Raw genomic sequence first — 22,990 nt, forward strand, 5'->3', positions numbered from 1 at the left:
ATGAGCGAACAAAATACGAATACGTACGACTCGACCAGCATTAAAGTGCTTAAAGGTTTGGATGCCGTACGCAAACGTCCCGGTATGTACATCGGTGATACCGATGATGGCAGCGGTCTGCACCACATGGTGTTCGAGGTGGTCGATAACTCGATCGACGAAGCTTTGGCCGGTCACTGCGACGACATCAGCATCATCATCCACCCGGACGAATCTATCACCGTGCGCGACAACGGTCGCGGCATCCCGGTAGATGTGCATAAAGAAGAAGGCGTTTCGGCAGCAGAGGTCATCATGACCGTGCTCCACGCCGGCGGTAAGTTCGATGACAACTCCTACAAAGTATCCGGCGGTTTGCACGGTGTAGGTGTTTCCGTGGTGAACGCCCTCTCCGAACTGCTGGTGCTGACCGTGCGTCGCAGCGGCAAGATCTGGGAGCAGACCTACGTTCACGGCGTTCCGCAAGAACCGATGAAAATCGTCGGCGAAAGCGAAACCACCGGTACCCAGATTCATTTCCGTCCTTCCGACGAAACCTTCAAGAACATCCACTTCAGCTGGGACATCCTGGCCAAGCGGATTCGTGAACTGTCCTTCCTCAACTCCGGTGTAGGTATCGTCCTCAAAGACGAACGCAGCGGCAAGGAAGAGCTGTTCAAATACGAAGGTGGCCTGCGGGCGTTCGTTGAATACCTGAACACCAACAAGACTGCGGTCAACCAGGTGTTCCACTTCAACATCCAGCGTGAAGACGGCATCGGCGTGGAAATCGCCCTCCAGTGGAACGACAGCTTCAACGAGAACCTGTTGTGCTTCACCAACAACATTCCTCAGCGCGATGGCGGTACTCACCTGGTGGGTTTCCGTTCGGCACTGACGCGTAACCTGAACACCTACATCGAAGCAGAAGGCCTGGCGAAGAAGCACAAAGTCGCCACTACGGGTGACGATGCCCGTGAAGGCCTGACCGCGATTATTTCGGTCAAGGTTCCGGATCCGAAGTTCAGCTCCCAGACCAAAGACAAGCTGGTGTCTTCCGAAGTGAAGACCGCCGTTGAACAGGAAATGGGTAAGTACTTCTCCGACTTCCTGCTGGAAAACCCGAACGAAGCCAAATTGGTTGTCGGCAAGATGATCGACGCGGCGCGGGCTCGTGAAGCGGCGCGTAAAGCCCGTGAGATGACCCGTCGTAAAGGCGCGCTGGATATCGCTGGGCTACCGGGCAAACTGGCTGACTGCCAAGAGAAAGACCCTGCCCTGTCCGAACTGTACCTGGTGGAAGGTGACTCTGCTGGCGGTTCCGCCAAGCAGGGTCGTAACCGTCGCACCCAGGCCATCCTGCCGTTGAAGGGTAAGATCCTCAACGTCGAGAAGGCGCGCTTCGACAAGATGATTTCCTCGCAGGAAGTCGGCACCTTGATCACCGCCCTGGGCTGTGGCATCGGCCGCGACGAGTACAACATCGACAAGCTGCGCTACCACAACATCATCATCATGACCGATGCTGACGTCGACGGTTCGCACATCCGCACCCTGCTGCTGACGTTCTTCTTCCGTCAGTTGCCTGAGCTGATCGAGCGTGGCTACATCTACATCGCCCAGCCGCCGCTGTACAAAGTGAAAAAGGGCAAGCAAGAGCAATACATCAAAGACGACGACGCCATGGAAGAGTACATGACGCAGTCGGCCCTGGAAGATGCGAGCCTGCACTTGAATGACGAAGCCCCGGGGATCTCCGGTGAAGCGTTGGAGCGTCTGGTAAACGATTTCCGCATGGTGATGAAGACCCTCAAGCGTTTGTCGCGCCTGTACCCTCAGGAGCTGACCGAGCACTTCATCTACCTGCCAGCCGTCAGCCTTGAGCAATTGGGCGACCACGCTCACATGCAGAATTGGCTGGCCCAGTACGAAGTCCGTCTGCGTACCGTCGAAAAATCCGGCCTGGTTTACAAAGCGAGCCTGCGTGAAGACCGTGAACGTAACGTCTGGCTGCCAGAGGTCGAACTGATCTCCCACGGCCTGTCGAACTATGTCACCTTCAACCGCGACTTCTTCGGCAGCAACGACTACAAGACGGTTGTCACCCTTGGCGCGCAACTGAGCACCCTGCTGGACGATGGTGCTTACATTCAGCGTGGCGAGCGTAAGAAAGCGGTCAAAGAGTTCAAGGAAGCCTTGGACTGGTTGATGGCTGAAAGCACCAAGCGTCACACCATTCAGCGATACAAAGGTCTGGGCGAAATGAACCCGGATCAGCTGTGGGAAACCACCATGGACCCAGCTCAGCGTCGCATGCTGCGTGTGACCATCGAAGACGCCATTGGCGCGGATCAGATCTTCAACACCCTGATGGGTGATGCGGTCGAGCCTCGTCGTGACTTCATCGAGAGCAACGCCCTGGCGGTGTCCAACCTGGACTTCTGACGGCGCAACGAAGTCGCAATTGTAGGGAGGTCGTTGCCTCCCTTTAAACCAACCCCGGCTTATGTCCGGGGTTTGTCATTTTTAGAAACGGTAGAAAGGGCGATGGAAATCAATCATCTCTAAGGTCGTGTTAAAAAGTGTGCCTCACTAAGGAAGCGCAGATGACAGACAAACACATTGCTCAAAGGCACCACGAAACCTTTGAAGGTTTCCGTCAAGTTGACTTCGACGGAAATGAATACTGGTTGGCGCGTCAACTGGCAAAGGTCTTGGATTATTCGCAGTATCGCCATTTCTTGCCGGTTGTTGAGCGGGCAATGGACGCTTGTCGTAATAGCGGGCAGGCGATTTCTGACCATGTGGAGGGGATCCTCACAATGGTGGAAATTGGGTCAGGTGCTAAACGTCAATTGGAGGACCTGCGCCTCTCCCGCTACGCGTGTTATCTCATTGTGCAAAATGCCGATCCCGCTAAACCGGTCATCGCAAATGGACGGACCTATTTCGCCATTCAGACCAGAAGGCAGGAGTTGGATGATAGTGAGGCGTTCAGGCAACTTGATGAGGATGAAAAGCGACTAGCCATTCGTAATGAGCTTGTTGTGAACAGCAAGCATTTGGCCGCAGCAGCCGAGGAGTGCGGTGTAGAAAGTGGAATGGATTTCGCCATCTTTCAAGACCACGGTTACAAGGGACTATATGGAGGGTTAGGTAATAGAGACATTCACATCCGTAAAGGATTGAAAAAGAATCAAAAGATTCTCGATCATATGGGCAGTACTGAGCTCGCAGCCAATCTCTTCCGAGCTACGCAAACCGAAGAGAAATTAAGGCGAGATCATGTGGATGGTAAAAGCAGAGCGAACAACACGCACTATGAGGTCGGGCGTAAGGTTCGCCAAACCATAGAGGAGTTAGGTGGCACGATGCCTGAGGACCTGCCGAAGCCTGCCAGTAGTATTCAGCAAATCGAATCAGACAAAAGCAGGCTGCAAAACGGCAAACCGAAGAAGTGAGTTCACCGTGTACTAGCAGGGTTGAATGCGTTGAGGGGGGCAGTTTTATAAATGCTCCACGTGGAACATCTCACTCGTCGGAGGCAGCCGTCACGCTCTCCAACCGATACCCGTACCCATAAATCGTGAGCAGCTGCCACCCCCGCTCCGCCGTCAGCCCGAGCTTATTCCGTAGCCGATAAATATGCGTATCCAGGGGCCGCGACGAGACCATTTCCTCATGGGTCCAGAACCGCTCATACAGATATTCCCGAGACAGTGGCCGCGCCAGGTTCTCAAACAGGCACCGAGCCAGGCGGTATTCGCGTTCTGTCAGGTTGATAGGTTTCCCCGCCCTGCTCACCGTGAGTTCAGCATCATCGAACGTCAGGTCGTTGAAGGTCAGCACTTCGCTGGCTGCAGACTTTTGCAGTCCGTGGCGCCGCAGCACCGCATTGACCCGTGCCTTAAGCTCGTTAGGGCGAAATGGCTTACTGACGTAATCATCGGCGCCACTGTTCAACGCCTGGACGATATCGCTCTCGGCATCGCGGCTGGTGAGCATGATGGCGGCGGGTGGCGCTTCCATGTGCTCGCGGGTCCAGCGCAGCAGTGCAAGGCCGCTGAGGTCGGGCAGTTGCCAGTCAAGGATCAGCAGGTCAAAGGTTTCCCGGCGCAGTTGGCGCAGCAGGTCTTCTCCACGCTCGAAGCAGTGCAGACTCCAAGGCTGATCCGCGGCGCTGGGGATTTGTCGCAGTGTCTGTTCCACCCGCCGCAGTTCTGCAGGTTCGTCATCCAGTATTGCGACACGCATGGCAGGGTCCTTTCTGATTAAGAATGCAGGCATGAATCTGAACAATTATGGCCAGATTCTCAGGCCCTTTGAATCTCTCGGTACGCTGATATCAAATGGCCGTAAGCCATTGGAAATCGTAATACCCACGCTGGGAAGATACCGGCTCGGGACCTTCAGGAAAAGGATCAATGGCAATCTGGTTTTATGCTGTTTCGAGACGTGCGGCGGTTCTGGAGAAGATTAATGTATGGGGGCGAATGGTATTGGTGGTAATGGCGGCAACCTTGGGGACGGAAACGGTAGGGGCATCCAAACCGGTAATACCTGCTTCGTTCGATGAACGTCAAACCCTGAGCGAACCGGGTAACGGTATGGGCTTCGCCAGCTCGCCGCTTCAGCAACTCGGTGAACAACAGCAGAATCAACGCTGGGTGTTTTAAGCACCGCCAAATCTGAACAATTTTTGCGATTCGGTCCGGCACACCTGTCTTGTAGGTAAATTCGCTCTCGCTGGATGACACACGGATTGGAGCGAGGGAATTGCTCCGGCACAGGGATGTGTCATCTTCTGCCATAGATCCCACGCCCCAGCCATTTTGGCTATCGACTGGATACCTCATCGAGTATCGTAGTCGGTATTCAAGGTCTTCCCGCGCAAGACGCTTCCTGAACGTGCTTTCTGATGCCCCATTAGAACTAGAATCTTGATGAGCGCCATGACCTTTTTCACCTGCCGACTTCGCTTTGCCATTTCTACGCTGTTGGGCTCAGGCTTGATTGTTACGCTTGGCGTATTGAGCTTGCCGGCCTTGGCACGTCCCGCCCCTCCCCGCGCCCCCTACATTGACGACAACCAGATGTGCCGCGCGCAGCCTCTGCCGGCGGTGGTGCAGCACCTGACAGGCGAAGCCTGGAAGCTGGATGCCAAGGGCGTTTCCACGGCCTTGGCAGAAGGCATGGTCATTGATGAACAAGAGAGTGTGAAAACCTCACCGGACGCGTTCGTCAGCCTTTTGCTGGGAGACGGTACGCGGGTTGTCTTGCCGTCCAGCTCCCAGGTTCGACTGCACCTGGTCGAGGAGCAATCTATTCCGCAGGTCATTCTTGAAGAAGGTCAGGTTGAGGCTTATGTCATCAAGCGTGCCAGTGACTACGACCGTTTCCAGATCGTGACCCCGGTTGGCGTGCTCGGTGTGCGCGGCACACATTTCCGCGTGCGCAACGACGGCGAACAATCGCTGGTGGAAGTGCTCAATGGGCAGGTTGCGGTCAATCGGGATGACGCTCCACCGACTCTACGACCCATCAAGAAGAAGCCCATTACCGGGCCGGTTGCGGGTGAAGTAAAGGTCGGTGCGAGGCAGGGTTTGGCATTCAAGAAACAAGGTGAACTCAAGCCCGTGGAACTGCTGGATGCTCCACGTCTGGTGGGCCAGGATGGGCAAAAAGGCGATGCGCCGATATGGACGCTTTTTCTGCGTCCGTTAGCCGGCGCCCAGCGTTACAGGGCTCAGGTCGCGACCGATAAGGAGTTTCTGAACATCAAGCAGGAAAACTTCTCCGACAAGCCGCAAATGCGCTTCACTGGGCTGAAAGCATCGTTCTATCACGTTCGTTTGTCGGCCTATGATGAACACGGGCTTGAGGGAGAAACCGGGGTCTATGACATCTTCTATTACCCGCCCGCGAACCGCGTGCAATAGCGCCCCGGACGCTCGCCGGTGAGGCTTTGGCGCCGGGCTGAAAAGCGCCAACCGACCCAGGCTCAGCGGCTGTTCAATGGCTTGGTGCGCGAGTGGCTCTGGGTCAGCCTGTTGCTGTTACCCATCACGGCATTCCTGTCCCTGAGCCCGGGCTTTTCCCTCAACAACCTGCTGTACGACAGTCTTCGCCGCCTGGCCCCGTTGCCGGTGGATCCACGCATCTTGCTGGTGACCATTGATGACCGAAGCCTGAAGGAACTCGGCCAATGGCCTTGGTCCCGGCGCGTACACGCCGACCTGCTTGATCGGCTGAGCGTTGCCAAACCCGCAGGCATTCTGTTCGATGTGATCTTCAGCGAACCCGCCCGAGAGCCGGCCAATGACCTGCGCCTGGCCGAGGCTATGTGCAACGCCGGCACTGTTCTGTTGCCCCTGATTCGTGAAGGCTCGCCCCGCTTTGACCAACCTGTGGCGCAAATCCTGCCGGTGCTGCCCCTGCGCGATTGCGCCAGGGGCGTCGGCCATATCAACGTTGAAGCGGACAGCGACGGTATCGTTCGAAGCCTGTATTTGCGTGAAGGCCCGCCAGGGAACATGACGCCCCAACTGGCCTGGTTGGCGTTCGAACTGAGCGGCCAGCAGGCCGTTATGCCGGGCGCGCTTGGCCCGGTGGGCAGCAACCATTGGCAGCGGGAAAATTCCATTCGAATTCCGTTCATCGCCAGCCATGCCGGCTTTCCCAGCGTGCCGTATATCAGCGTTCTACGCGGTGAGGTGCCGCCTGAGTTGCTGCGAGACCGTTTGATCCTGATCGGCGCCACTGCGCCGGGCATGGGCGATCGATACGTCACGCCGCTGTCGGCCAGCGTTGGCACCACACCAGGTGTGGAGATCCAGGCCAACATCCTCAATGGCTTGCTGCAAGGGCGCAGCATTGTTGACCTGCCAGCCTGGATGGTAACGCTGCTGGCCACCGCCATGGTCGCGCTGCTATTGGGCTTGCTGTTGTTTCGCCCGCGTTATGCGCTGTGGTTGACCGTCGGTTGCATGGGCGCCGCGCTTCTCGGTTCTTGGGGCCTGTTGCGCCTGGGCCATTGGTGGTCACCGGCGGCGTGCCTGATCGGCATGCTGCTCAGCTACTTGATCTGGAACTGGCGCCGCCTGAGCGTGATCCTGGCTTACTTCGGTTGGGAACTGGCACGCCTGGACAACGAACCCAAAGTGCTCCCGGAGCGGCGTAGAGCGCCCGCCAGCCAGGGTGATGTATTACAGGGACGGATCTTCGCCCTGGAACAAGCAGTCAGCCGCACCCGGGACACACGCCGCTTTATGGCCGATGGCCTGGAATGTTTGCCGGTAGCGACCTTGATTACTGATCCCAAGGGCAATGTCCTGCTGGCCAACCGGATTGCCCGTGATGTATTCGGCAATGAATTGGTGGCTGAAAACCTGTTGGAGCAGCTCGCTGCGTTGGGTTATCCACCGCTGCAGGACGGCATTCGCCCTGCCCTGTCGGCGCTGGAGATCGTCGAATTTCGCGACACCCTTGATCGCAGCCTGCGCCTCGACCTGGCCCCGTTGCTGCCCGCAGACGGGGATGTGGCCCTAGGCTGGCTGTTGAGCCTCACAGACCTGAGTATCGAGCGCGACGCCCAGCAGCAGCGGGAAACCTTGTTGCGCTTTCTGTCCCATGACCTGCGTGCTCCGCACTCGGCGATCCTGGCGCTGTTGGATGTCCAGGACACCGCTGCGCCGATATTTGCCCAGATCGAGCAGCAAGTCCGCCGCGCCCTGAACCTGACCGAATCCTTCGTGCAACTCGCGAAAGCCGAATCTGACGGATACCAATTCCAGCCCAGTCTGTTCGCCATGCTGGTGCTCGACGCGTTTGATCAAGTCGCTGTGCATGCCCAGCTGAAAGGTATCCACCTGGCTCGCAACCTGGATGACGACGGCGAGGAGATGGTCTGGGCGGATCAATCGCTGCTGACCCGCGCCTTGTTTAATCTGTTGGAGAACGCGGTCAAATACAGCCCTTCAGGCACCACCGTCACATTAAGCCTGACCAGCAGTGAAGATCGCCTGGAATGCCGTATCAGCGATCAGGGGCGAGGAATCGCTGAACAGGATTTGCCCGAATTGTTCGGCCAATACCGGCGCTTCGCCTCTGCTCAAGGCAGTGAAGGATTGGGGTTGGGCCTGACCATGGTCAAGGCCGTCGTGGATCGCCATGGTGGGCGAATCGGCTGCGAAAGTGTGGTGGATAAAGGTACGACCTTCATCCTTCAACTGCCGTTATGGAAGGAGTGAAGTGCTGCTTTTTACCTGTGCATAAAAAACCGGTCTCAAGGACCGGTTTTTTAATGCGGAAAAAACTTATGCACCTTTTTCGCTGTTTTATGAGCTTAGGAAATATGTAAGAAAATCAGCAGCCTATAATCGAAAAAGCACGATTCGCCAACAAACCGTACACAGGTTATCCACAGAAACTCAAATCACCGGAGTGTCGACGACGACCGGCTCCGGCGGCAGCGAACCCATGGCTCTTTGTTGCGCTTCATTCCATGCCTGGGCACGGTCGTTCAGCGCAGCGATAGCGCGTGGGCCTACACCCTCGGCATACATCGGTTCGCCAATGATCACTGTGATGGTGCCTTCACGCTTGGCCCAGCCGGTCTTTGGCCAGAACTTGCCGGCGTTGTGGGCAATTGGCAGCACCGGCAGGCCGGCGTTTACCGCCAAAGCCGTACCGCCGCGTGAGAACTTGCCCACAGTGCCGTAGGGCACGCGTGTACCTTCGGGGAAGATCAGCACCCAAACGCCGTCCTTGAGCAGCTCGTCGCCCTTCTTCGCCACATGCTTGAGTGCTGCCTTGGGGTTGTCGCGGTCGATGGCGATCGGACGCAGCATGGCCATGGCCCAGCCGAAGAAAGGCACGTACAGCAGCTCACGCTTGAGCACCTGGCTCAGGGGCGAGAAGTACGCAGACAGGAAGAAGGTTTCCCAGGTGCTCTGGTGGTTCGACAGAATCACGCAGGGCTGGTCCGGGACGTTTTCGGCGCCCTTGATCTCGAAACGAATGTTCAGGAACACCTTGGTCAACCACAACGCGCAGTTGCACCAAAAGACGTTGATGAAACGATAGCGCGCCTTGAACGGCAAAAACGGCGCGATAAAAAAGCTCAGGGTGCACCAGAGGAGGGAACTGGTGCCCAGCAGCAGGTAAAAGAAGAAGGTTCTGATGGCCTGCAAAATCGACATGGCGGCATTTACCGTTGCGGGACAAGGCCCGCCTGTTAAAAGCGCGCTCCCGAACAGTCCTTGGTCAGGAAGTCGAGAAGTGCTGCTAGTTGTTGATAAGTTCTGCGGCAACCGCCGCCAGATCGTCAAAAATCAAGGTGCCTACCGGCAGGGTTTTAGCCTGGGTCTTTTCGCCTTTCCCGGTTTTTACCAAAACTGGCTGAGAGTCGACGGCCTTGGCGGCTTCCAGGTCACCGAGGCTATCCCCGACAAACCAAAGCCCAGCCAATGGCACGTTGTAATGTTCAGCAATAGTTTTAAGCATACCCGGTTTGGGCTTGCGGCAATCGCAACCTTCATCCGGGCCATGTGGGCAATACACCACCAGCCCTACTTCACCGCCCTGCTCGGCCACCAGCATGCGCAGGCGCGCGTGCATGGCGTCGAGGGTGGCGATGTCGTAGTAGCCGCGGGCGATGCCGGACTGGTTGGTGGCGATGGCCACCGTCCAGCCCGCTTTGCTCAACTGCGCGATGGCCTCGATCGAGCCGGGCAGTGGAATCCATTCCGCCACCGATTTGATGTAAGCGTCGGAGTCGTAATTGATCACTCCGTCCCGGTCGAGAATCAGCAGTTTCAACATGATCAGCTCAGGGTCGAAATGTCAGCAATGTTGACGAACAAACCACGCAGACGCGCCAGCATGGCGTAGCGGTTTTTCCGCACGCCCGCGTCTTCGGCATTGATCATCACCGCTTCAAAGAACGCATCCACCGGCTCACGCAAGGTGGCCAGGCGCGCCAGTGCTTCGGCGTAGTTGCGTTCGGCGATCAGCGGCTTCACTGCGTTTTCCGCCTTGGCGATGGCCGAGTTCAGCGAGAACTCCTTGGCATCGGCAAACAGGCCCGGGTCGACTTCGGCATTGCCGAGGTTGTCGGCCTTGCTCAGCAGGTTCGATACACGCTTGTTCACAGCGGCCAGGGCACCGGCTTCCGGCAATTTGCGGAAGGCCTGAACGGCTTGTACACGTTGGTCGAAGTCCAGCGCCGAACCCGGTTGCAGGGCACGTACCGACAGGTACACCGAAACGTCAACGCCTTCGTCTTCGTAACGCGCACGCAGACGATCGAACACGAACTCCAGCACTTGCTCGGCCAGGCCCGCTTGCTTGACCTTGGCACCGAACTGGCCGACAGCGAATACCACGGCCTGGGTCAGGTCGAGGTCGAGCTGCTTGTCGATCAGGATCCGCAGCACACCCAGGGCCGCACGGCGCAGGGCATACGGGTCTTTGCTGCCGGTAGGCAACATGCCGATACCGAAGATACCGACGAGGGTATCCAGCTTGTCAGCGATGGCTACGGCCGCACCGGTGAGGGTGGTTGGCAGCTCGGCGCCAGCACCGCGCGGCATGTACTGCTCGTTCAGCGCCAGGGCGACGTCTTCCGGCTCGCCATCATTGAGGGCGTAGTAGTAACCGGCAACACCTTGCATTTCCGGGAACTCGCCGACCATCTCGGTGGCCAGGTCGCACTTGGACAGCAGGCCGGCACGCGCAGCCCAGGCAGCATCGCCACCAATGCGTGGCGCGATGTAGGCCGCCAGCTTGGAGACGCGCACGGCCTTGTCGTAGACGCTGCCGAGTTTTTCCTGGAACACCACGTTTTGCAGGCGCAGGTTGAAGTCTTCGAGCTTCTGCTTTTTGTCTTGCTTGAAGAAGAACTCGGCGTCGGTCAGGCGCGGGCGAACGACTTTCTCGTTACCGGCGATGATCTGCTGCGGGTCCTTGCTTTCGATGTTGGCCACGGTGATGAACCGCGGCAGCAACTTGCCGTCCACGTCCAGCAGGCAGAAATACTTCTGGTTGTCCTGCATGGTGGTGATCAGCGCTTCCTGCGGCACGTCGAGGAAACGTTCTTCGAACGAGCACACCAGCGGCACTGGCCACTCAACCAAAGCGGTCACTTCCTCCAGCAGGCTTGGCGGCACAATGGCGGTGCCTTCCTGCAGGCGGGCCAGCTCTTCGGTGCGCTTGCTGATCAGCTCGCGACGTTCATTGGCATCGGCCAGTACGTAGGCGGCACGCAGGTCAGTGGCGTAGTTGGCCGGCGAGGTGATGCGTACGGCTTCAGGATGGTGGAAGCGGTGACCACGGGAATCACGACCGGCCTTCTGGGCGAGGATGGTGCAATCGATGACTTGGTCACCGAGCAGCATCACTAGCCATTGGGTTGGACGCACGAACTCTTCCTTGCGGGCACCCCAGCGCATGCGCTTCGGGATAGGCAGGTCGTTCAGCGAGTCTTCAACGATGGTCGGCAACAGGCTGGCGGTCGGCTTACCGGTGATGACCTGGCTGAAACGCAGTTTCGGGCCACTCTGGTCGATCTCGCTCAGCTCGACGCCACACTTCTTGGCAAAACCAAGGGCGGCTTGAGTCGGGTTGCCTTCAGCATCGAAGGCGGCCTGGCGTGGCGGGCCGTCGAGGTTGATGCTGCGGTCCGGCTGCTGGGTTTCCAGCGCGGTGAGCAACACCGCCAGGCGACGCGGCGCGGCGTAGACCTTCTTCGCGGCGAACTTCAGGCCAGCGGTTTGCAGGCCTTTTTCGATACCGGCCAGAAACGCATCGGCCAGCGTGTTGAGTGCCTTGGGTGGCAGCTCTTCGGTGCCCAGTTCAACCAGGAAATCTTGAGCACTCATTGTGCAGCCTCCAGCTTAGCCAACACTTCATCACGCAGGTCCGGGGTTGCCATCGGGAAGCCCAGCTTGGCGCGAGCCAGCAGGTAGGCTTGGGCGACGGAACGTGCCAGGGTGCGTACACGCAGGATGTATTGCTGGCGCGCGGTGACCGAGATGGCACGGCGAGCATCCAGCAGGTTGAAGGTGTGGGATGCCTTCAGAACCATTTCATAGCTTGGCAACGGCAACGGCTGATCCAGTTCGATCAGGCGCTTGGCTTCGCTTTCATAGAAGTCGAACAGCTCGAACAGTTTTTCGACGTTGGCGTGTTCGAAGTTGTAGGTCGACTGCTCCACTTCGTTCTGGTGGAACACATCGCCATAGGTGACCTTGCCGAACGGGCCGTCAGCCCACACCAGGTCGTAGACCGAATCCACGCCTTGCAGGTACATGGCCAGACGCTCGAGACCGTAGGTGATCTCGCCGGTCACCGGGTAGCACTCGATGCCACCGGCTTGCTGGAAGTAAGTGAATTGCGTCACTTCCATGCCGTTGAGCCAGACTTCCCAGCCCAGGCCCCAGGCGCCCAGGGTTGGCGATTCCCAGTTGTCTTCGACGAAACGGATGTCGTGGACCAGCGGGTCCAGGCCGACATGTTTCAGCGAGCCCAGGTACAGCTCCTGGAAGTTGTCCGGGTTCGGCTTCAGAACCACCTGGAACTGGTAGTAGTGCTGCAGGCGGTTCGGGTTTTCGCCGTAGCGGCCGTCAGTCGGGCGACGACTGGGCTGCACATAAGCGGCGTTCCAGGTTTCCGGGCCGATGGCCCGCAGGAAGGTAGCGGTGTGGAAAGTGCCGGCGCCTACTTCCATATCGTAGGGCTGAAGTACCACACAACCTTGCTCGGCCCAGTATTGCTGGAGGGCGAGGATCAAGTCTTGGAAGGTACGCACGGCTGGCGTAGGCTGGCTCACGAAATTCACCTGTTACTTGGGCTGCGATTTAAAGAGCGGGAGTATACCCGATTCGGCCGCGCCACCATCCCCTGGAGCCTTATGCCACGCTGCTTTTGGTGTTCTGAAGATCCGCTGTACATGGCTTATCACGATCAGGAGTGGGGAACGCCGCTGCGCGATGCGCAGGGACTGTTCGAGTTGCTTTTGCTCGAAGGGTTCCAGGCGGGCCTTTCCTGGATCACCGTTTTACGCAAACGCGAGCACTATCGAAAGGTCTTGTTTGGTTTTGATGCACAGCGTTTGGCCCAACTAAGCGATGCCGAGATTGAAGCGCTGATGCTCGATCCGGGCATCGTGCGTAACCGCCTGAAACTCAATGCCACCCGGCGCAATGCCGCCGCCTGGCTGACGCTGGAGGATCCTGTGGGGTTGCTCTGGTCGTTTGTTGGCGGCGTGCCCAAGGTCAATCATTTCAAGGATCGCAGCCAGGTTCCGGCGATTACGCCTGAAGCGGAAGCCATGAGCAAAGCCCTGAAAAAAGCCGGCTTTACGTTTGTCGGACCGACCATCTGCTACGCGTTCATGCAGGCCTCGGGCATGGTCATGGACCACACCCAGGACTGCGACCGTTACGCGGACCTGGCCAACGCCGGTTAGAATGGCGGCTTTGCGCACCACACACGATCAGGAGTGACCTGTGGAAAAGTTTAAAGGCGCCTTGCTGGTAGGCGCTCTTCGGTTGTTTGCCCTGCTGCCTTGGCGCGCGGTGCAAGCGGTCGGTTCGGCGATTGGCTGGCTCATGTGGAAAACCCCCAACCGCTCCCGCGAGACGGTGCGGATCAACCTGTCCAAATGCTTCCCCGACATGGACTCGGCCGAGCGCGAGCGCCTGGTGGGCCAGAGCCTCAAGGACATCGGCAAGTCCCTGACCGAAAGCGCCTGCGCCTGGATCTGGCCGGCCCAGCGCTCCATTGACCTGGTGCGTGAAGTCGAAGGCCTGGAGGTGCTGCACGAAGCCCTGGCCTTGGGTAAAGGCGTGGTGGGCATCACCAGCCACTTGGGCAATTGGGAAGTGTTGAACCACTTCTATTGCAGCCAGTGCAAACCGATCATTTTCTACCGTCCGCCGAAGCTCAAGGCCGTGGATGACTTGCTGCGCAAACAGCGGGTGCAACTGGGCAACCGTGTGGCGGCGTCCACCAAGGAGGGCATCCTTAGTGTGATCAAGGAGGTGCGTAAAGGTGGCCAGGTGGGCATTCCTGCCGACCCGGAGCCGGCGGAATCCGCCGGGATCTTTGTACCGTTCTTCGCCACCCAGGCGCTGACCAGCAAGTTCGTACCGAACATGCTGGCGGGGCACAAGGCGGTCGGGGTGTTCCTGCATGCCCTGCGGCTGCCGGATGGCTCGGGCTACAAAGTGATCCTGGAAGCGGCACCGGAAGACATGTACAGCACGGACACTGCGACTTCGTGTGCGGCGATGAGCAAGGTGGTGGAGCGGTATGTGGCCGCTTATCCGAGCCAGTACATGTGGAGCATGAAGCGCTTCAAGAAACGCCCGCCGGGTGAGGCGCGGTGGTATTGACCCGCTTCCTGTAGGAGCGAGCTTGCTCGCGAAGGTCGTTAACGATTATGCGGTCTTTCTGATTTGACGCGGCGCTCTCGGGTTTTTCGCGAGCAAGCTCGCTCCTACAGGTGTTTATCGAGTTTCTTCAGGAACACCGTCATTTCTTTTTCGGCCTGCTTGTCGCCATGGGCCTGGGCCGCTGTAATCCCCTGCTCCCACGCCAACCGCGCCGCAGCACTATCACCCTGCCCCACTTGCGCCTTGCCCAACAGCTTCCAAGCCGCCGAATACTTCGGATCGAACTCGACGCATTTCTGCAAATGCTCCGCCGCCTTCGCGTTGTCCTTCAGATCCAGATAACCCTTGCCCAACCCAAACCGCAGCAGTGAGTTATCCACACCCTTGGCGAGCATTTTTTCCAGGGATTCGAGCATGTCGGTCACTCCGATTGATCAGAAAAAGCTCAGGCCCACGTGGAACAGCTTCTCCACATCGCGGATATGTTTTTTATCCACAAGGAACAGAATCACATGGTCGCCGGTGGCGATCACCGTGTCGTCGTGGGCGATGATCACTTCTTCATCGCGAATGATTGCGCCGATGGTAGTACCCGGTGGCAGGCCGATATCGCGGATCGCCTTGCCAATCACCTTGCTCGACTTCGAGTCGCCGTGGGCAATCGCCTCGATGGCTTCCGCCGCGCCTCGGCGCAACGAGTGCACGCTCACAATATCGCCGCGCCGCACGTGGGCCAGCAAGGTACCGATGGTTGCCAGTTGCGGGCTGATGGCGATGTCGATATCGCCACCCTGGATCAGGTCGACATAGGCCGGGTTGTTGATGATGGTCATCACCTTCTTCGCCCCCAGCCGCTTGGCCAGCAACGACGACATGATGTTGGCTTCATCATCGTTGGTCAGGGCCAGGAAGATGTCGGCGTCGGCAATGTTTTCTTCCAGCAGCAGGTCACGGTCCGAGGCACTGCCTTGCAGGACCACGGTGCTGTCGAGGGTGTCGGACAAATACCGGCAGCGTGCCGGATTCATCTCGATAATCTTCACCTGATAGCGGCTTTCGATGGCCTCGGCCAAGCGCTCACCAATCTGCCCGCCGCCGGCGATGACGATACGTTTGTAGGTCTCATCCAGCCGGCGCATTTCGCTCATCACCGCGCGAATATTCGCCTTGGCCGCGATGAAAAATACTTCGTCGTCGGCTTCGATCACCGTATCGCCCTGCGGCAGGATCGGCCGGTCGCGACGGAAGATCGCCGCCACCCGCGTCTCGACGTTGGGCATGTGCTCGCGCAGCTGGCGCAGTTGCTGGCCCACCAACGGCCCGCCGTAGTAGGCCTTTACCGCCACCAGTTGCGCCTTGCCTTCGGCAAAGTCGATAACCTGCAAGGCGCCCGGGTGTTCGATCAGGCGCTTGATGTAGTGGGTCACCACCTGCTCCGGGCTGATCAGCACGTCCACCGGGATCGCGTCGTTGTCGAACAGCCCGGCGCGGGTCAGGTACGCGGCTTCACGCACCCGGGCGATTTTGGTCGGGGTGTGGAACAGGGTGTGGGCCACCTGGCAGGCGACCATGTTGGTCTCGTCACTGTTGGTGACTGCCACCAGCATGTCGGCATCGTCGGCACCGGCCTGGCGCAGCACCGTAGGAAACGAGGCACGGCCTTGTACGGTACGGATATCCAGGCGGTCGCCCAAATCCCGCAGGCGCTCCGCGTCGGTGTCGACCACGGTGATGTCGTTGGCTTCGCTGGCCAAATGCTCGGCCAGCGTACCGCCGACCTGCCCTGCGCCGAGGATGATGATTTTCATCCGGTCACTCCCTTAAAACCATTCAGCCGCGAGCGGCGGCAATCTTGATCAGCTTGGCGTAATAGAACCCGTCGTGGCCGCCTTCCTGGGCCAGCAACTGGCGGCCATGAGGCTGCTTGATCCCGGCCTGGATGTCGAGGTCCAGTTCCCGTGCGCCGCTGGTGCGGGCCAGGAAGGCTTCGATGACTTCGGTGTTTTCGGTGGGCAGCGTCGAGCAGGTGGCGTATAGCAGGATGCCGCCGACTTCGAGGGTCGGCCACAACGCGTCCAGCAATTCACCTTGCAGCACGGCCAGGGCGGTGATGTCGTCGGGTTGGCGGGTCAGCTTGATGTCCGGGTGGCGGCGTATCACGCCGGTGGCGGAACACGGCGCGTCCAGCAGGATGCGCTGGAAGGGCTTGCCGTCCCACCAGGTGGCGGTGTCGCGGCCGTCGGCGGCGATCAGTTCGGCGCTCAGGCCCAGGCGCGCGAGATTTTCCCGCACGCGCACCAAGCGCTTGGCTTCCAGGTCGACGGCGACGACGCCGGCCAAGTCTGCTTGCACTTCCATGATGTGGCAGGTTTTGCCGCCGGGGGCGCAGCAGGCGTCCAGCACCCGTTGGCCAGGCGCCAGGTCCAGCAGATCAGCGGCCAGTTGTGCGGCTTCGTCCTGCACGCTGATCCAGCCTTCGGCGAACCCGGGCAGGTTACGGACATCGCCCGGCTCTGTAAGAACGATGCCGTCCTGGCTGTAGACACAGGCCGTAGCTGCTACGCCGGCTTCGCCAAGCAGCGCGAGATACGCATCGCGAGTGTGATGACGGCGATTGACCCGCAGGATCATCGGCGGGTGCGCGTTGTTGGCGGCGCAGATGGCTTCCCATTGCCCGGGCCAGAATGCCTTCAGGGATTTTTGCAGCCAGCGCGGGTGGGCGGTACGCACCACCGGGTCATGTTCGAGCTCGGCCAGCAGCGCTTCGCTTTCGCGTTGGGCACGGCGTAGCACGGCGTTGAGCAAGGCCTTGGCCCAGGGCTTTTTCAGTTTGTCGGCGCAACCGACGGTTTCGCCGATGGCGGCGTGGGCCGGCACGCGGGTATAGAGCAGTTGATAGAGGCCCACCAGCAACAGCGCCTCGACATCGGCATCTGCGGCCTTGAACGGCTTTTGCAGCAGCTTGGCCGCCAGCGCCGACAACCGCGGCTGCCAGCGGGCGGTGCCGAAAGCCAGGTCCTGTGTGAAGCCGCGATCGCGGTCTTCGACTTTATCCAGCTGGGTCGGCAACGAACTGTTGAGGGAAGCCTTGCCGTTGAGTACGGCGGCCAGGGCCTTGGCGGCGGCCAGACGTGGGTTCATTGGGTGTCTACCACTTGGCCGAGGACGATGCCGACGGCAAATTTCTCACGACGGCTGTTGAACAAATCGCTGAAGTTCAGCGCCTTGCCGCCGGGCAGTTGCAGACGGGTCAGGCACAGCGCCTGTTCACCGCACGCTACTAACAGGCCGTCCTTGCTGGCGCCGATGATCTCGCCGGGGGCGCCCTCGCCTTCGGCCAGGGTGGCGGCCAGTACTTTCAAGGCCTCGCCATTGAGGGTGCTGTGGCAGATTGGCCACGGGTTGAAGGCGCGCACCAAGCGCTCCAGCTCAACGGCCGGGCGGCTCCAGTCGATACGGGCTTCGTCCTTGTTCAACTTGTGGGCGTAGGTGGCGAGGCTGTCGTCCTGCACTTCGCCTTGCAGAGTGCTGGCGGCGAGGCCGGCGATGGCCTGGACTACCGCCGGCGGGCCCATTTCGGCGAGGCGATCGTGCAGGCTGCCGCCCGTGTCTTGACCTGTGATCGGGGTGGTGACTTTCAGCAGCATCGGGCCGGTGTCCAGGCCTGCTTCCATGCGCATTACGGTCACACCGCTTTCGGCATCACCGGCTTCAACGGCCCGTTGGATCGGCGCCGCGCCACGCCAGCGAGGCAGCAGCGAGGCGTGGCTGTTGATGCAGCCCAGGCGCGGGATATCCAGCACGGCCTGAGGCAGGATCAAACCATAAGCCACCACCACCAACAGGTCCGGCTTCAGCGCAGCCAGTTCGGCTTGGGCATCGGCGTTGCGCAGGGTTGGCGGCTGCAGCACGACAATGTTGTGCTCAAGTGCAAGCTGCTTGACCGGACTCGGCATCAGCTTTTGCCCACGACCGGCCGGGCGATCGGGCTGGGTGTAGACCGCCACGATTTCATACGGGCTGGCGAGCAGGGCCTTGAGGTGTTCGGCGGCGAATTCGGGGGTGCCGGCAAAAACGATGCGCAGTGGCTCGGTCATGGGAAACGTCTCACAAAAGAAAAAGGCTTGCCGGAGCAAGCCTTTGAAAGAAGGGAATCAAGCTTGCTGGCGATGCTTCTTTTCCAGCTTCTTCTTGATCCGGTCGCGTTTAAGCGTGGACAGGTAATCGACAAACAGCTTGCCGTTGAGGTGGTCGCATTCGTGTTGGATGCACACCGCCAGCAGGCCTTCGGCAATCATCTCGAACGGCTTGCCGTCACGGTCCAGGGCCTTGATCTTGACGCGCTGGGGACGGTCGACGTTCTCGTAGAAGTCGGGTACCGACAGGCAGCCTTCCTGATACTGGCCCATTTCGTCGGTCAGGGTTTCGAACTCAGGGTTGATAAACACCAAGGGCTCGCTGCGGTCTTCGGAAAGGTCCATGACCACGACGCGCTGATGCACGTCGACCTGGGTCGCGGCGAGGCCGATACCCGGGGCTTCATACATTGTTTCAAACATGTCATCGACCAACTGACGAACCTTGGCGTCCACTACGGCCACTGGCTTGGCAATGGTGCGCAGGCGTGAGTCCGGAAATTCGAGGATGTTCAAAATAGCCATAAGCGTAATTGCTGCACATGTGAGGTAAAGGCAAGTCGGCGCCGGGGATGGACCCCTGCTGTACCGGTGTAAGTGCCGTGGGAGAACGTCCGAGAGCCGCGAAGGCCAAGGCGTTTCACGCGAATGCACATAATAAAGGAGATTCACCCCATGAGGAAATCGCTACTCGTCTTGCTGCTGTGGGCCCAGGCCGTTGTTGGCCAGGTTCCTGCGAGCTTTCCACAGGCGGGTCAACCGCTGCCGCTTCATACGCAGCAAGCCATCCAGCGCTTTTTACTGCACAACCGCATTCTCGATACGCCCCAGGAACTGGACCACGCTCCCTATATTGTTGCAGCAGATGCCGGCCGAGTATTGGGCGCCAATGGCGAACGTGTTTATGCGCGTGGGCCCCTGGACCCTGCCGTCCAAAGTTACGGGATTTTCCGCCGGGGCCAGGCTTATACCGACCCCGATAGCCAGGAATTGCTGGGCATCAACGCCGACGACATAGGCACCGCACGTTTTGTGACAGCGGGCGACGTCAGCACATTGGGTGTGCAGCGGGTGACCCAGGAGGTGCGTCCCGGGGACCGGTTGCTCGGCCAGCAAGCACCCACGGACCTGGCCAGCCTGGTGGTTCAGTGGCCTGCCCGCGCCATTGCCGGGCACATCATCGACATACCCCGGGGCGTGACGCAGATCGGTGTGCTGGATGCGGTGACGTTGAACAAGGGCCGCCGTGACGGGCTGATGGAAGGTCATTTGCTGGCGGTGGTGAAAGCCGGTGAAACCATTCGGGACAGAGTAACCGGCGCGCCGGTGAAGATGCCTGACGAGCCAGCCGGAACGCTGGTGGTGTTTCGCACCTACGAAAAGCTCAGTTACGGCCTGGTGCTCAGCGCGTCCCGTTCCCTCGCGGTAATGGACCGTTTTGAGGTGCCTGATTGAAGGCAATAATTAGGTTGCTAAATAAGTTACCAACAGAGTTATCCACAGCTTGTTCCGATCAAGGACGATCAAATGTTACCGACGAATAACCGCGAAATTTCCCCGGCAGAGCTGGAAGCCCGACTACGCTTGCACAGGCTGCCGGAACTGGGTCCCAAAGGTTTTCAAAAGCTCATCGAGGCGTTTGGTTCTGCATCAAAAGCCATCAGCGCGCCGGCGAGTGCCTGGCGTTCACTGGGACTCAAGGTGGCCAGCGCCGACGCCCGGCGCAGTGAGGAAGTACGTGATGGTGCCAGTGCGGCACTGGCCTGGCTGGAGCGTCCGGCCCAGCATTTGCTGATGTGGGACCAGCCCGACTACCCGGCGCTGCTGGCAGAATTGGATGACGCACCCCCGCTATTATTCGTCGCCGGCAACCCGGCGATTCTGGAAAAACCGCAACTGGCGATGGTCGGTAGCCGTCGTGCCTCCAGGCCAGGAATGGACACCGCCGCCGCGTTTTCCCGCAGCCTGGCCAGTGCCGGTTTTGTCATCACCAGCGGCCTTGCCCTGGGTATCGATGGCGCTGCTCACCAGGCGGCTTTGGATGTTGGTGGACATACAATCGGCGTGCTGGGCACCGGGCTCGAAAACTTTTATCCACAGCGCCACCGACGCTTGGCCGAAGCGATGATTGCCCAAGGCAGCGCCGTGGTTTCCGAGTTTCCGTTGGACGCCCCGCCCCAGGCCGGCAACTTCCCGCGGCGTAACCGCATAATCAGCGGCCTGTCCCTTGGAGTGCTGGTAGTGGAAGCCAGCATGGCCAGCGGTTCGCTGATCACCGCACGCCTGGCGGCGGAGCAAGGCCGCGAGGTATACGCCATCCCCGGCTCGATCCATCATCCCGGAGCCAAAGGCTGCCATCAGCTGATCCGCGATGGGGCGGTGCTGGTGGAAACCATTGAACACATCCTCGAAAACCTGCGCGGCTGGCAGGCACTTTCCCGGCCGGCGCCGATTGCGGTCACTCACCCGCTGGTGGCGCTGTTGCACGCGGCGCCCCACACCAGTGAAGCCTTGGCGATCGCCAGCGGAAGGGCCTTGTCCGAGGTGCTGGCCAGCCTGACGGAACTCGAGCTGGAAGGCCGGGTAATCTGCGAAAGTGGGCGCTGGTTTGCGCGCGGCTAGGTTTTGTAACGAAGATCGGTAAACTGCGCAGAGCTTTAGTCCGGAGAGTGAGCAATGGTCAACAGGTGGCGTGTGCGAGAAGCCGCACGAGAAATTCGCGCAGGCGCGGTGATTGCCTATCCAACCGAGGCGGTCTGGGGCCTGGGCTGTGACCCTTGGAACGAAGAGGCCGTGGATCGGTTGCTGGCGATCAAGGGCCGGTCTGTGGATAAGGGGCTGATCCTGATTGCCGACAATATCCGTCAGTTCGATTTTCTCTTCGAAGACTTTCCTGATGAGTGGATGGACCGCATGGCCAGTACCTGGCCTGGCCCGAATACGTGGCTGGTGCCCCATCAGGATTTGTTGCCCGAGTGGATTACCGGTGTGCATGACACTGTGGCGCTGCGGGTGACTGATCATCCGCAAGTGCGGGATCTGTGCTCGCTGGTCGGGCCGCTGATTTCCACCTCGGCCAACCCACAGGGCCGCCCGGCGGCGCGCACGCGGATTCGTGTGGAGCAGTATTTCCGTGGGCAGGTGGATCTGGTATTGGGCGGGAATCTGGGTGGGCGCAAGAACCCGAGTTTGATTCGGGATCTGGCGACGGGCGAGGTTGTGCGGCCTTCCTGAGACCGAGTCGCCTTCATTCGCGAGCAAGCCCGCTCCCACATTTGACCGAGTCCAATTTTTGGAACGCGGACAAATGTGGGAGCGGGCTTGCTCGCGAAGAGGCCCTCAAAGCCGCTGAAAATCCAACGCCTTATGGCAGCAGAATGGTCGACCCAGTCGTCCGCCGCGCCGACAACTCAATCTGCGCCTTCGCCGCATCCCCCAACGAAAACCGCTGATTAATATCAATCTGCAACTTGCCACTGATGATCATCGAAAACAGATCATCCGCCATCGCCTGCAGGTTTTCCGGGTTGTTGGCATAGGTCGCCAAAGTCGGCCGGGTGACATACAGCGAGCCCTTGGCCGCCAGAATCCCCAGGTTAACCCCGTCCACAGCGCCCGACGCATTCCCAAAACTCACCACCAACCCGCGGGGTGCCACGCTGTCCAGCGAGGTAAGCCAAGTGTCCTTGCCTACGCCGTCGTACACCACCGGGCATTTCTTGCCGTCAGTCAGTTCCAGCACGCGCTGTGCGACGTTTTCCTTGCTGTAGTCGATGGTTTCCCAGGCACCGAGGGATTTTGCCAGCGCTGCCTTTTCCGGCGAACTGACGGTACCGATCAGCTTCACGCCCAAGGCCTTGGCCCATTGGCACGCCAGCGAGCCCACGCCACCGGCGGCGGCGTGGAACAGGATGGTTTCGCCGCCCTTCAACTCATAGGTCTGGCGCAACAGGTACTGCACCGTCAGGCCCTTGAGCATCGCGCCAGCGGCCTGTTCGAAGCTGATGTCGTCTGGCAGGTGCACCAGGTTGGCAGCCGGCAACACATGCAATTCGCTGTAGGCACCCAGCGGGCCGCTGCCGTAGGCCACGCGATCACCGACCTTGAACTGAGTGACTTCGCTGCCCACCGCATCAACCACGCCAGCGCCTTCCGCGCCCAGGCCCGACGGCAAGGCTGGTGGTGCATACAGGCCGCTGCGGAAATAGGTGTCGATGAAGTTCAGGCCAATGGCCTTGTTCTGCACGCGAACCTGCTGCGGGCCGGGTTCTGCCGGGGTGTAGTCCACATACTCAAGTACTTCGGGGCCGCCATGGGCACGGAACTGGATACGTTTGGCCATCTGCACTCTCCTCAAGTCAATTTCGCGTAGCCCCCTATCGGACTCCTAAGCTTGATCTTCGTCAACTGCGGCAATACGGGGTGCAGTGGTATCCTGTGCGCCCATTTGCCGCCGACGCCCAATGGCCTCGCGTAGCT

21 protein-coding genes are annotated in these 22,990 nt (G+C 59.6%); 10 read left to right on the forward strand and 11 right to left on the reverse strand.

Going from position 1 to position 22,990, the window contains the following annotated elements; translation table 11 throughout:
* Positions 1-2,424 carry a DNA topoisomerase (ATP-hydrolyzing) subunit B gene (gene gyrB, locus HBJ59_RS20805; protein WP_076013269.1) on the forward strand — a complete coding sequence of 808 codons (2,424 nt, stop codon included), beginning with the start codon at positions 1-3 and terminating at the stop codon, positions 2,422-2,424.
* 161 nt (positions 2,425-2,585) lie between these two features.
* Positions 2,586-3,440 carry a DNA damage-inducible protein D gene (gene dinD, locus HBJ59_RS20810; RefSeq protein WP_167664609.1) on the forward strand — a complete coding sequence of 285 codons (855 nt, stop codon included), beginning with the start codon at positions 2,586-2,588 and terminating at the stop codon, positions 3,438-3,440.
* A gap of 70 nt (positions 3,441-3,510) precedes the next feature.
* Here dinD and HBJ59_RS20815 read toward each other — a convergent pair whose 3' ends face one another.
* A complete protein-coding gene (locus tag HBJ59_RS20815; protein ID WP_076013270.1) occupies positions 3,511-4,233 on the reverse strand; it encodes a response regulator transcription factor in 723 nt (240 codons plus the stop codon).
* A gap of 170 nt (positions 4,234-4,403) precedes the next feature.
* On the opposite strand from HBJ59_RS20815, the gene HBJ59_RS20820 reads away from it, so the two are divergent.
* From HBJ59_RS20820 to HBJ59_RS20830, 3 genes are all read left to right on the forward strand, one after another.
* Positions 4,404-4,655, forward strand: a complete 252-nt coding sequence (locus HBJ59_RS20820; RefSeq protein WP_076013271.1) for a hypothetical protein — start codon at positions 4,404-4,406, stop codon at positions 4,653-4,655.
* A gap of 267 nt (positions 4,656-4,922) precedes the next feature.
* Positions 4,923-5,918, forward strand: coding sequence for a FecR domain-containing protein (locus HBJ59_RS20825; protein WP_256670858.1), 996 nt, complete (start codon positions 4,923-4,925; stop codon positions 5,916-5,918).
* Positions 5,919-5,936: 18 nt separating this feature from the next.
* Positions 5,937-8,228 carry a CHASE2 domain-containing protein gene (locus tag HBJ59_RS20830; protein ID WP_167664610.1) on the forward strand — a complete coding sequence of 764 codons (2,292 nt, stop codon included), beginning with the start codon at positions 5,937-5,939 and terminating at the stop codon, positions 8,226-8,228.
* A 180-nt stretch (positions 8,229-8,408) separates the two neighbouring features.
* Here HBJ59_RS20830 and HBJ59_RS20835 read toward each other — a convergent pair whose 3' ends face one another.
* The 4 genes from HBJ59_RS20835 to glyQ all read right to left on the reverse strand — a co-directional run bounded on the left by HBJ59_RS20835 (position 8,409) and on the right by glyQ (position 12,808).
* Positions 8,409-9,179, reverse strand: a complete 771-nt coding sequence (locus tag HBJ59_RS20835) for a 1-acyl-sn-glycerol-3-phosphate acyltransferase (protein ID WP_167664611.1) — start codon at positions 9,177-9,179, stop codon at positions 8,409-8,411.
* 85 nt (positions 9,180-9,264) lie between these two features.
* Positions 9,265-9,804 carry a D-glycero-beta-D-manno-heptose 1,7-bisphosphate 7-phosphatase gene (gene gmhB, locus HBJ59_RS20840; RefSeq protein ID WP_173860314.1) on the reverse strand — a complete coding sequence of 180 codons (540 nt, stop codon included), beginning with the start codon at positions 9,802-9,804 and terminating at the stop codon, positions 9,265-9,267.
* Positions 9,804-11,858 carry a glycine--tRNA ligase subunit beta gene (gene glyS, locus HBJ59_RS20845; RefSeq protein WP_167664613.1) on the reverse strand — a complete coding sequence of 685 codons (2,055 nt, stop codon included), beginning with the start codon at positions 11,856-11,858 and terminating at the stop codon, positions 9,804-9,806. The genes gmhB and glyS overlap by 1 nt, the downstream gene beginning before the upstream one ends.
* Positions 11,855-12,808 carry a glycine--tRNA ligase subunit alpha gene (glyQ, locus tag HBJ59_RS20850; RefSeq protein ID WP_003213601.1) on the reverse strand — a complete coding sequence of 318 codons (954 nt, stop codon included), beginning with the start codon at positions 12,806-12,808 and terminating at the stop codon, positions 11,855-11,857. The genes glyS and glyQ overlap by 4 nt, the downstream gene beginning before the upstream one ends.
* Before the next feature lie 81 nt (positions 12,809-12,889).
* Here glyQ and HBJ59_RS20855 point away from each other — a divergent pair, with 81 nt between their 5' ends.
* Both HBJ59_RS20855 and HBJ59_RS20860 read left to right on the forward strand, forming a co-directional pair.
* Positions 12,890-13,447, forward strand: coding sequence for a DNA-3-methyladenine glycosylase I (locus HBJ59_RS20855; protein WP_076013276.1), 558 nt, complete (start codon positions 12,890-12,892; stop codon positions 13,445-13,447).
* Positions 13,448-13,487: 40 nt separating this feature from the next.
* Entirely contained in the window at positions 13,488-14,375 is an 888-nt protein-coding gene (locus HBJ59_RS20860; protein ID WP_167664614.1) for a lysophospholipid acyltransferase, read from the forward strand.
* Positions 14,376-14,479: 104 nt separating this feature from the next.
* On the opposite strand, the gene HBJ59_RS20865 is transcribed toward HBJ59_RS20860, so the two are convergent.
* From HBJ59_RS20865 to def, 5 genes are read right to left on the reverse strand one after another with little or no spacing between them, the layout of a single operon-like run.
* Positions 14,480-14,791: a hypothetical protein gene (locus tag HBJ59_RS20865; RefSeq protein WP_167664615.1), complete on the reverse strand. Its 312-nt coding sequence runs from the start codon at positions 14,789-14,791 to the stop codon at positions 14,480-14,482.
* 18 nt (positions 14,792-14,809) lie between these two features.
* Positions 14,810-16,183, reverse strand: a complete 1,374-nt coding sequence (trkA, locus tag HBJ59_RS20870) for a Trk system potassium transporter TrkA (RefSeq protein WP_003213611.1) — start codon at positions 16,181-16,183, stop codon at positions 14,810-14,812.
* A gap of 22 nt (positions 16,184-16,205) precedes the next feature.
* Entirely contained in the window at positions 16,206-17,516 is a 1,311-nt protein-coding gene (gene rsmB / locus HBJ59_RS20875) for a 16S rRNA (cytosine(967)-C(5))-methyltransferase RsmB (protein ID WP_167664616.1), read from the reverse strand.
* Positions 17,513-18,472, reverse strand: coding sequence for a methionyl-tRNA formyltransferase (gene fmt, locus HBJ59_RS20880; protein ID WP_167664617.1), 960 nt, complete (start codon positions 18,470-18,472; stop codon positions 17,513-17,515). The genes rsmB and fmt overlap by 4 nt, the downstream gene beginning before the upstream one ends.
* Positions 18,473-18,529: 57 nt before the next feature.
* The gene (def, locus tag HBJ59_RS20885; protein ID WP_003213617.1) at positions 18,530-19,036 is read right to left on the reverse strand and encodes a peptide deformylase; all 507 of its coding nucleotides are present in this window, start codon (positions 19,034-19,036) and stop codon (positions 18,530-18,532) included.
* Positions 19,037-19,186: 150 nt separating this feature from the next.
* Here def and HBJ59_RS20890 point away from each other — a divergent pair, with 150 nt between their 5' ends.
* From HBJ59_RS20890 to HBJ59_RS20900, 3 genes are all read left to right on the forward strand, one after another.
* Positions 19,187-19,966: a peptidoglycan-binding protein gene (locus tag HBJ59_RS20890; RefSeq protein WP_167664618.1), complete on the forward strand. Its 780-nt coding sequence runs from the start codon at positions 19,187-19,189 to the stop codon at positions 19,964-19,966.
* Between the two features lie 72 nt (positions 19,967-20,038).
* The gene (gene dprA / locus HBJ59_RS20895; RefSeq protein ID WP_076013282.1) at positions 20,039-21,133 is read left to right on the forward strand and encodes a DNA-processing protein DprA; all 1,095 of its coding nucleotides are present in this window, start codon (positions 20,039-20,041) and stop codon (positions 21,131-21,133) included.
* A gap of 54 nt (positions 21,134-21,187) precedes the next feature.
* Complete coding sequence (locus HBJ59_RS20900) at positions 21,188-21,745, forward strand: L-threonylcarbamoyladenylate synthase (protein WP_003213622.1); 558 nt, start codon at positions 21,188-21,190, stop codon at positions 21,743-21,745.
* Between the two features lie 130 nt (positions 21,746-21,875).
* Here HBJ59_RS20900 and HBJ59_RS20905 read toward each other — a convergent pair whose 3' ends face one another.
* Positions 21,876-22,853, reverse strand: coding sequence for an NADPH:quinone reductase (locus HBJ59_RS20905; RefSeq protein ID WP_076013283.1), 978 nt, complete (start codon positions 22,851-22,853; stop codon positions 21,876-21,878).
* Positions 22,854-22,990 lie beyond the last annotated feature (137 nt).

The organism is Pseudomonas sp. AN3A02 (genome assembly GCF_011765255.1).
In the GTDB taxonomy this organism is placed as follows: domain Bacteria; phylum Pseudomonadota; class Gammaproteobacteria; order Pseudomonadales; family Pseudomonadaceae; genus Aquipseudomonas.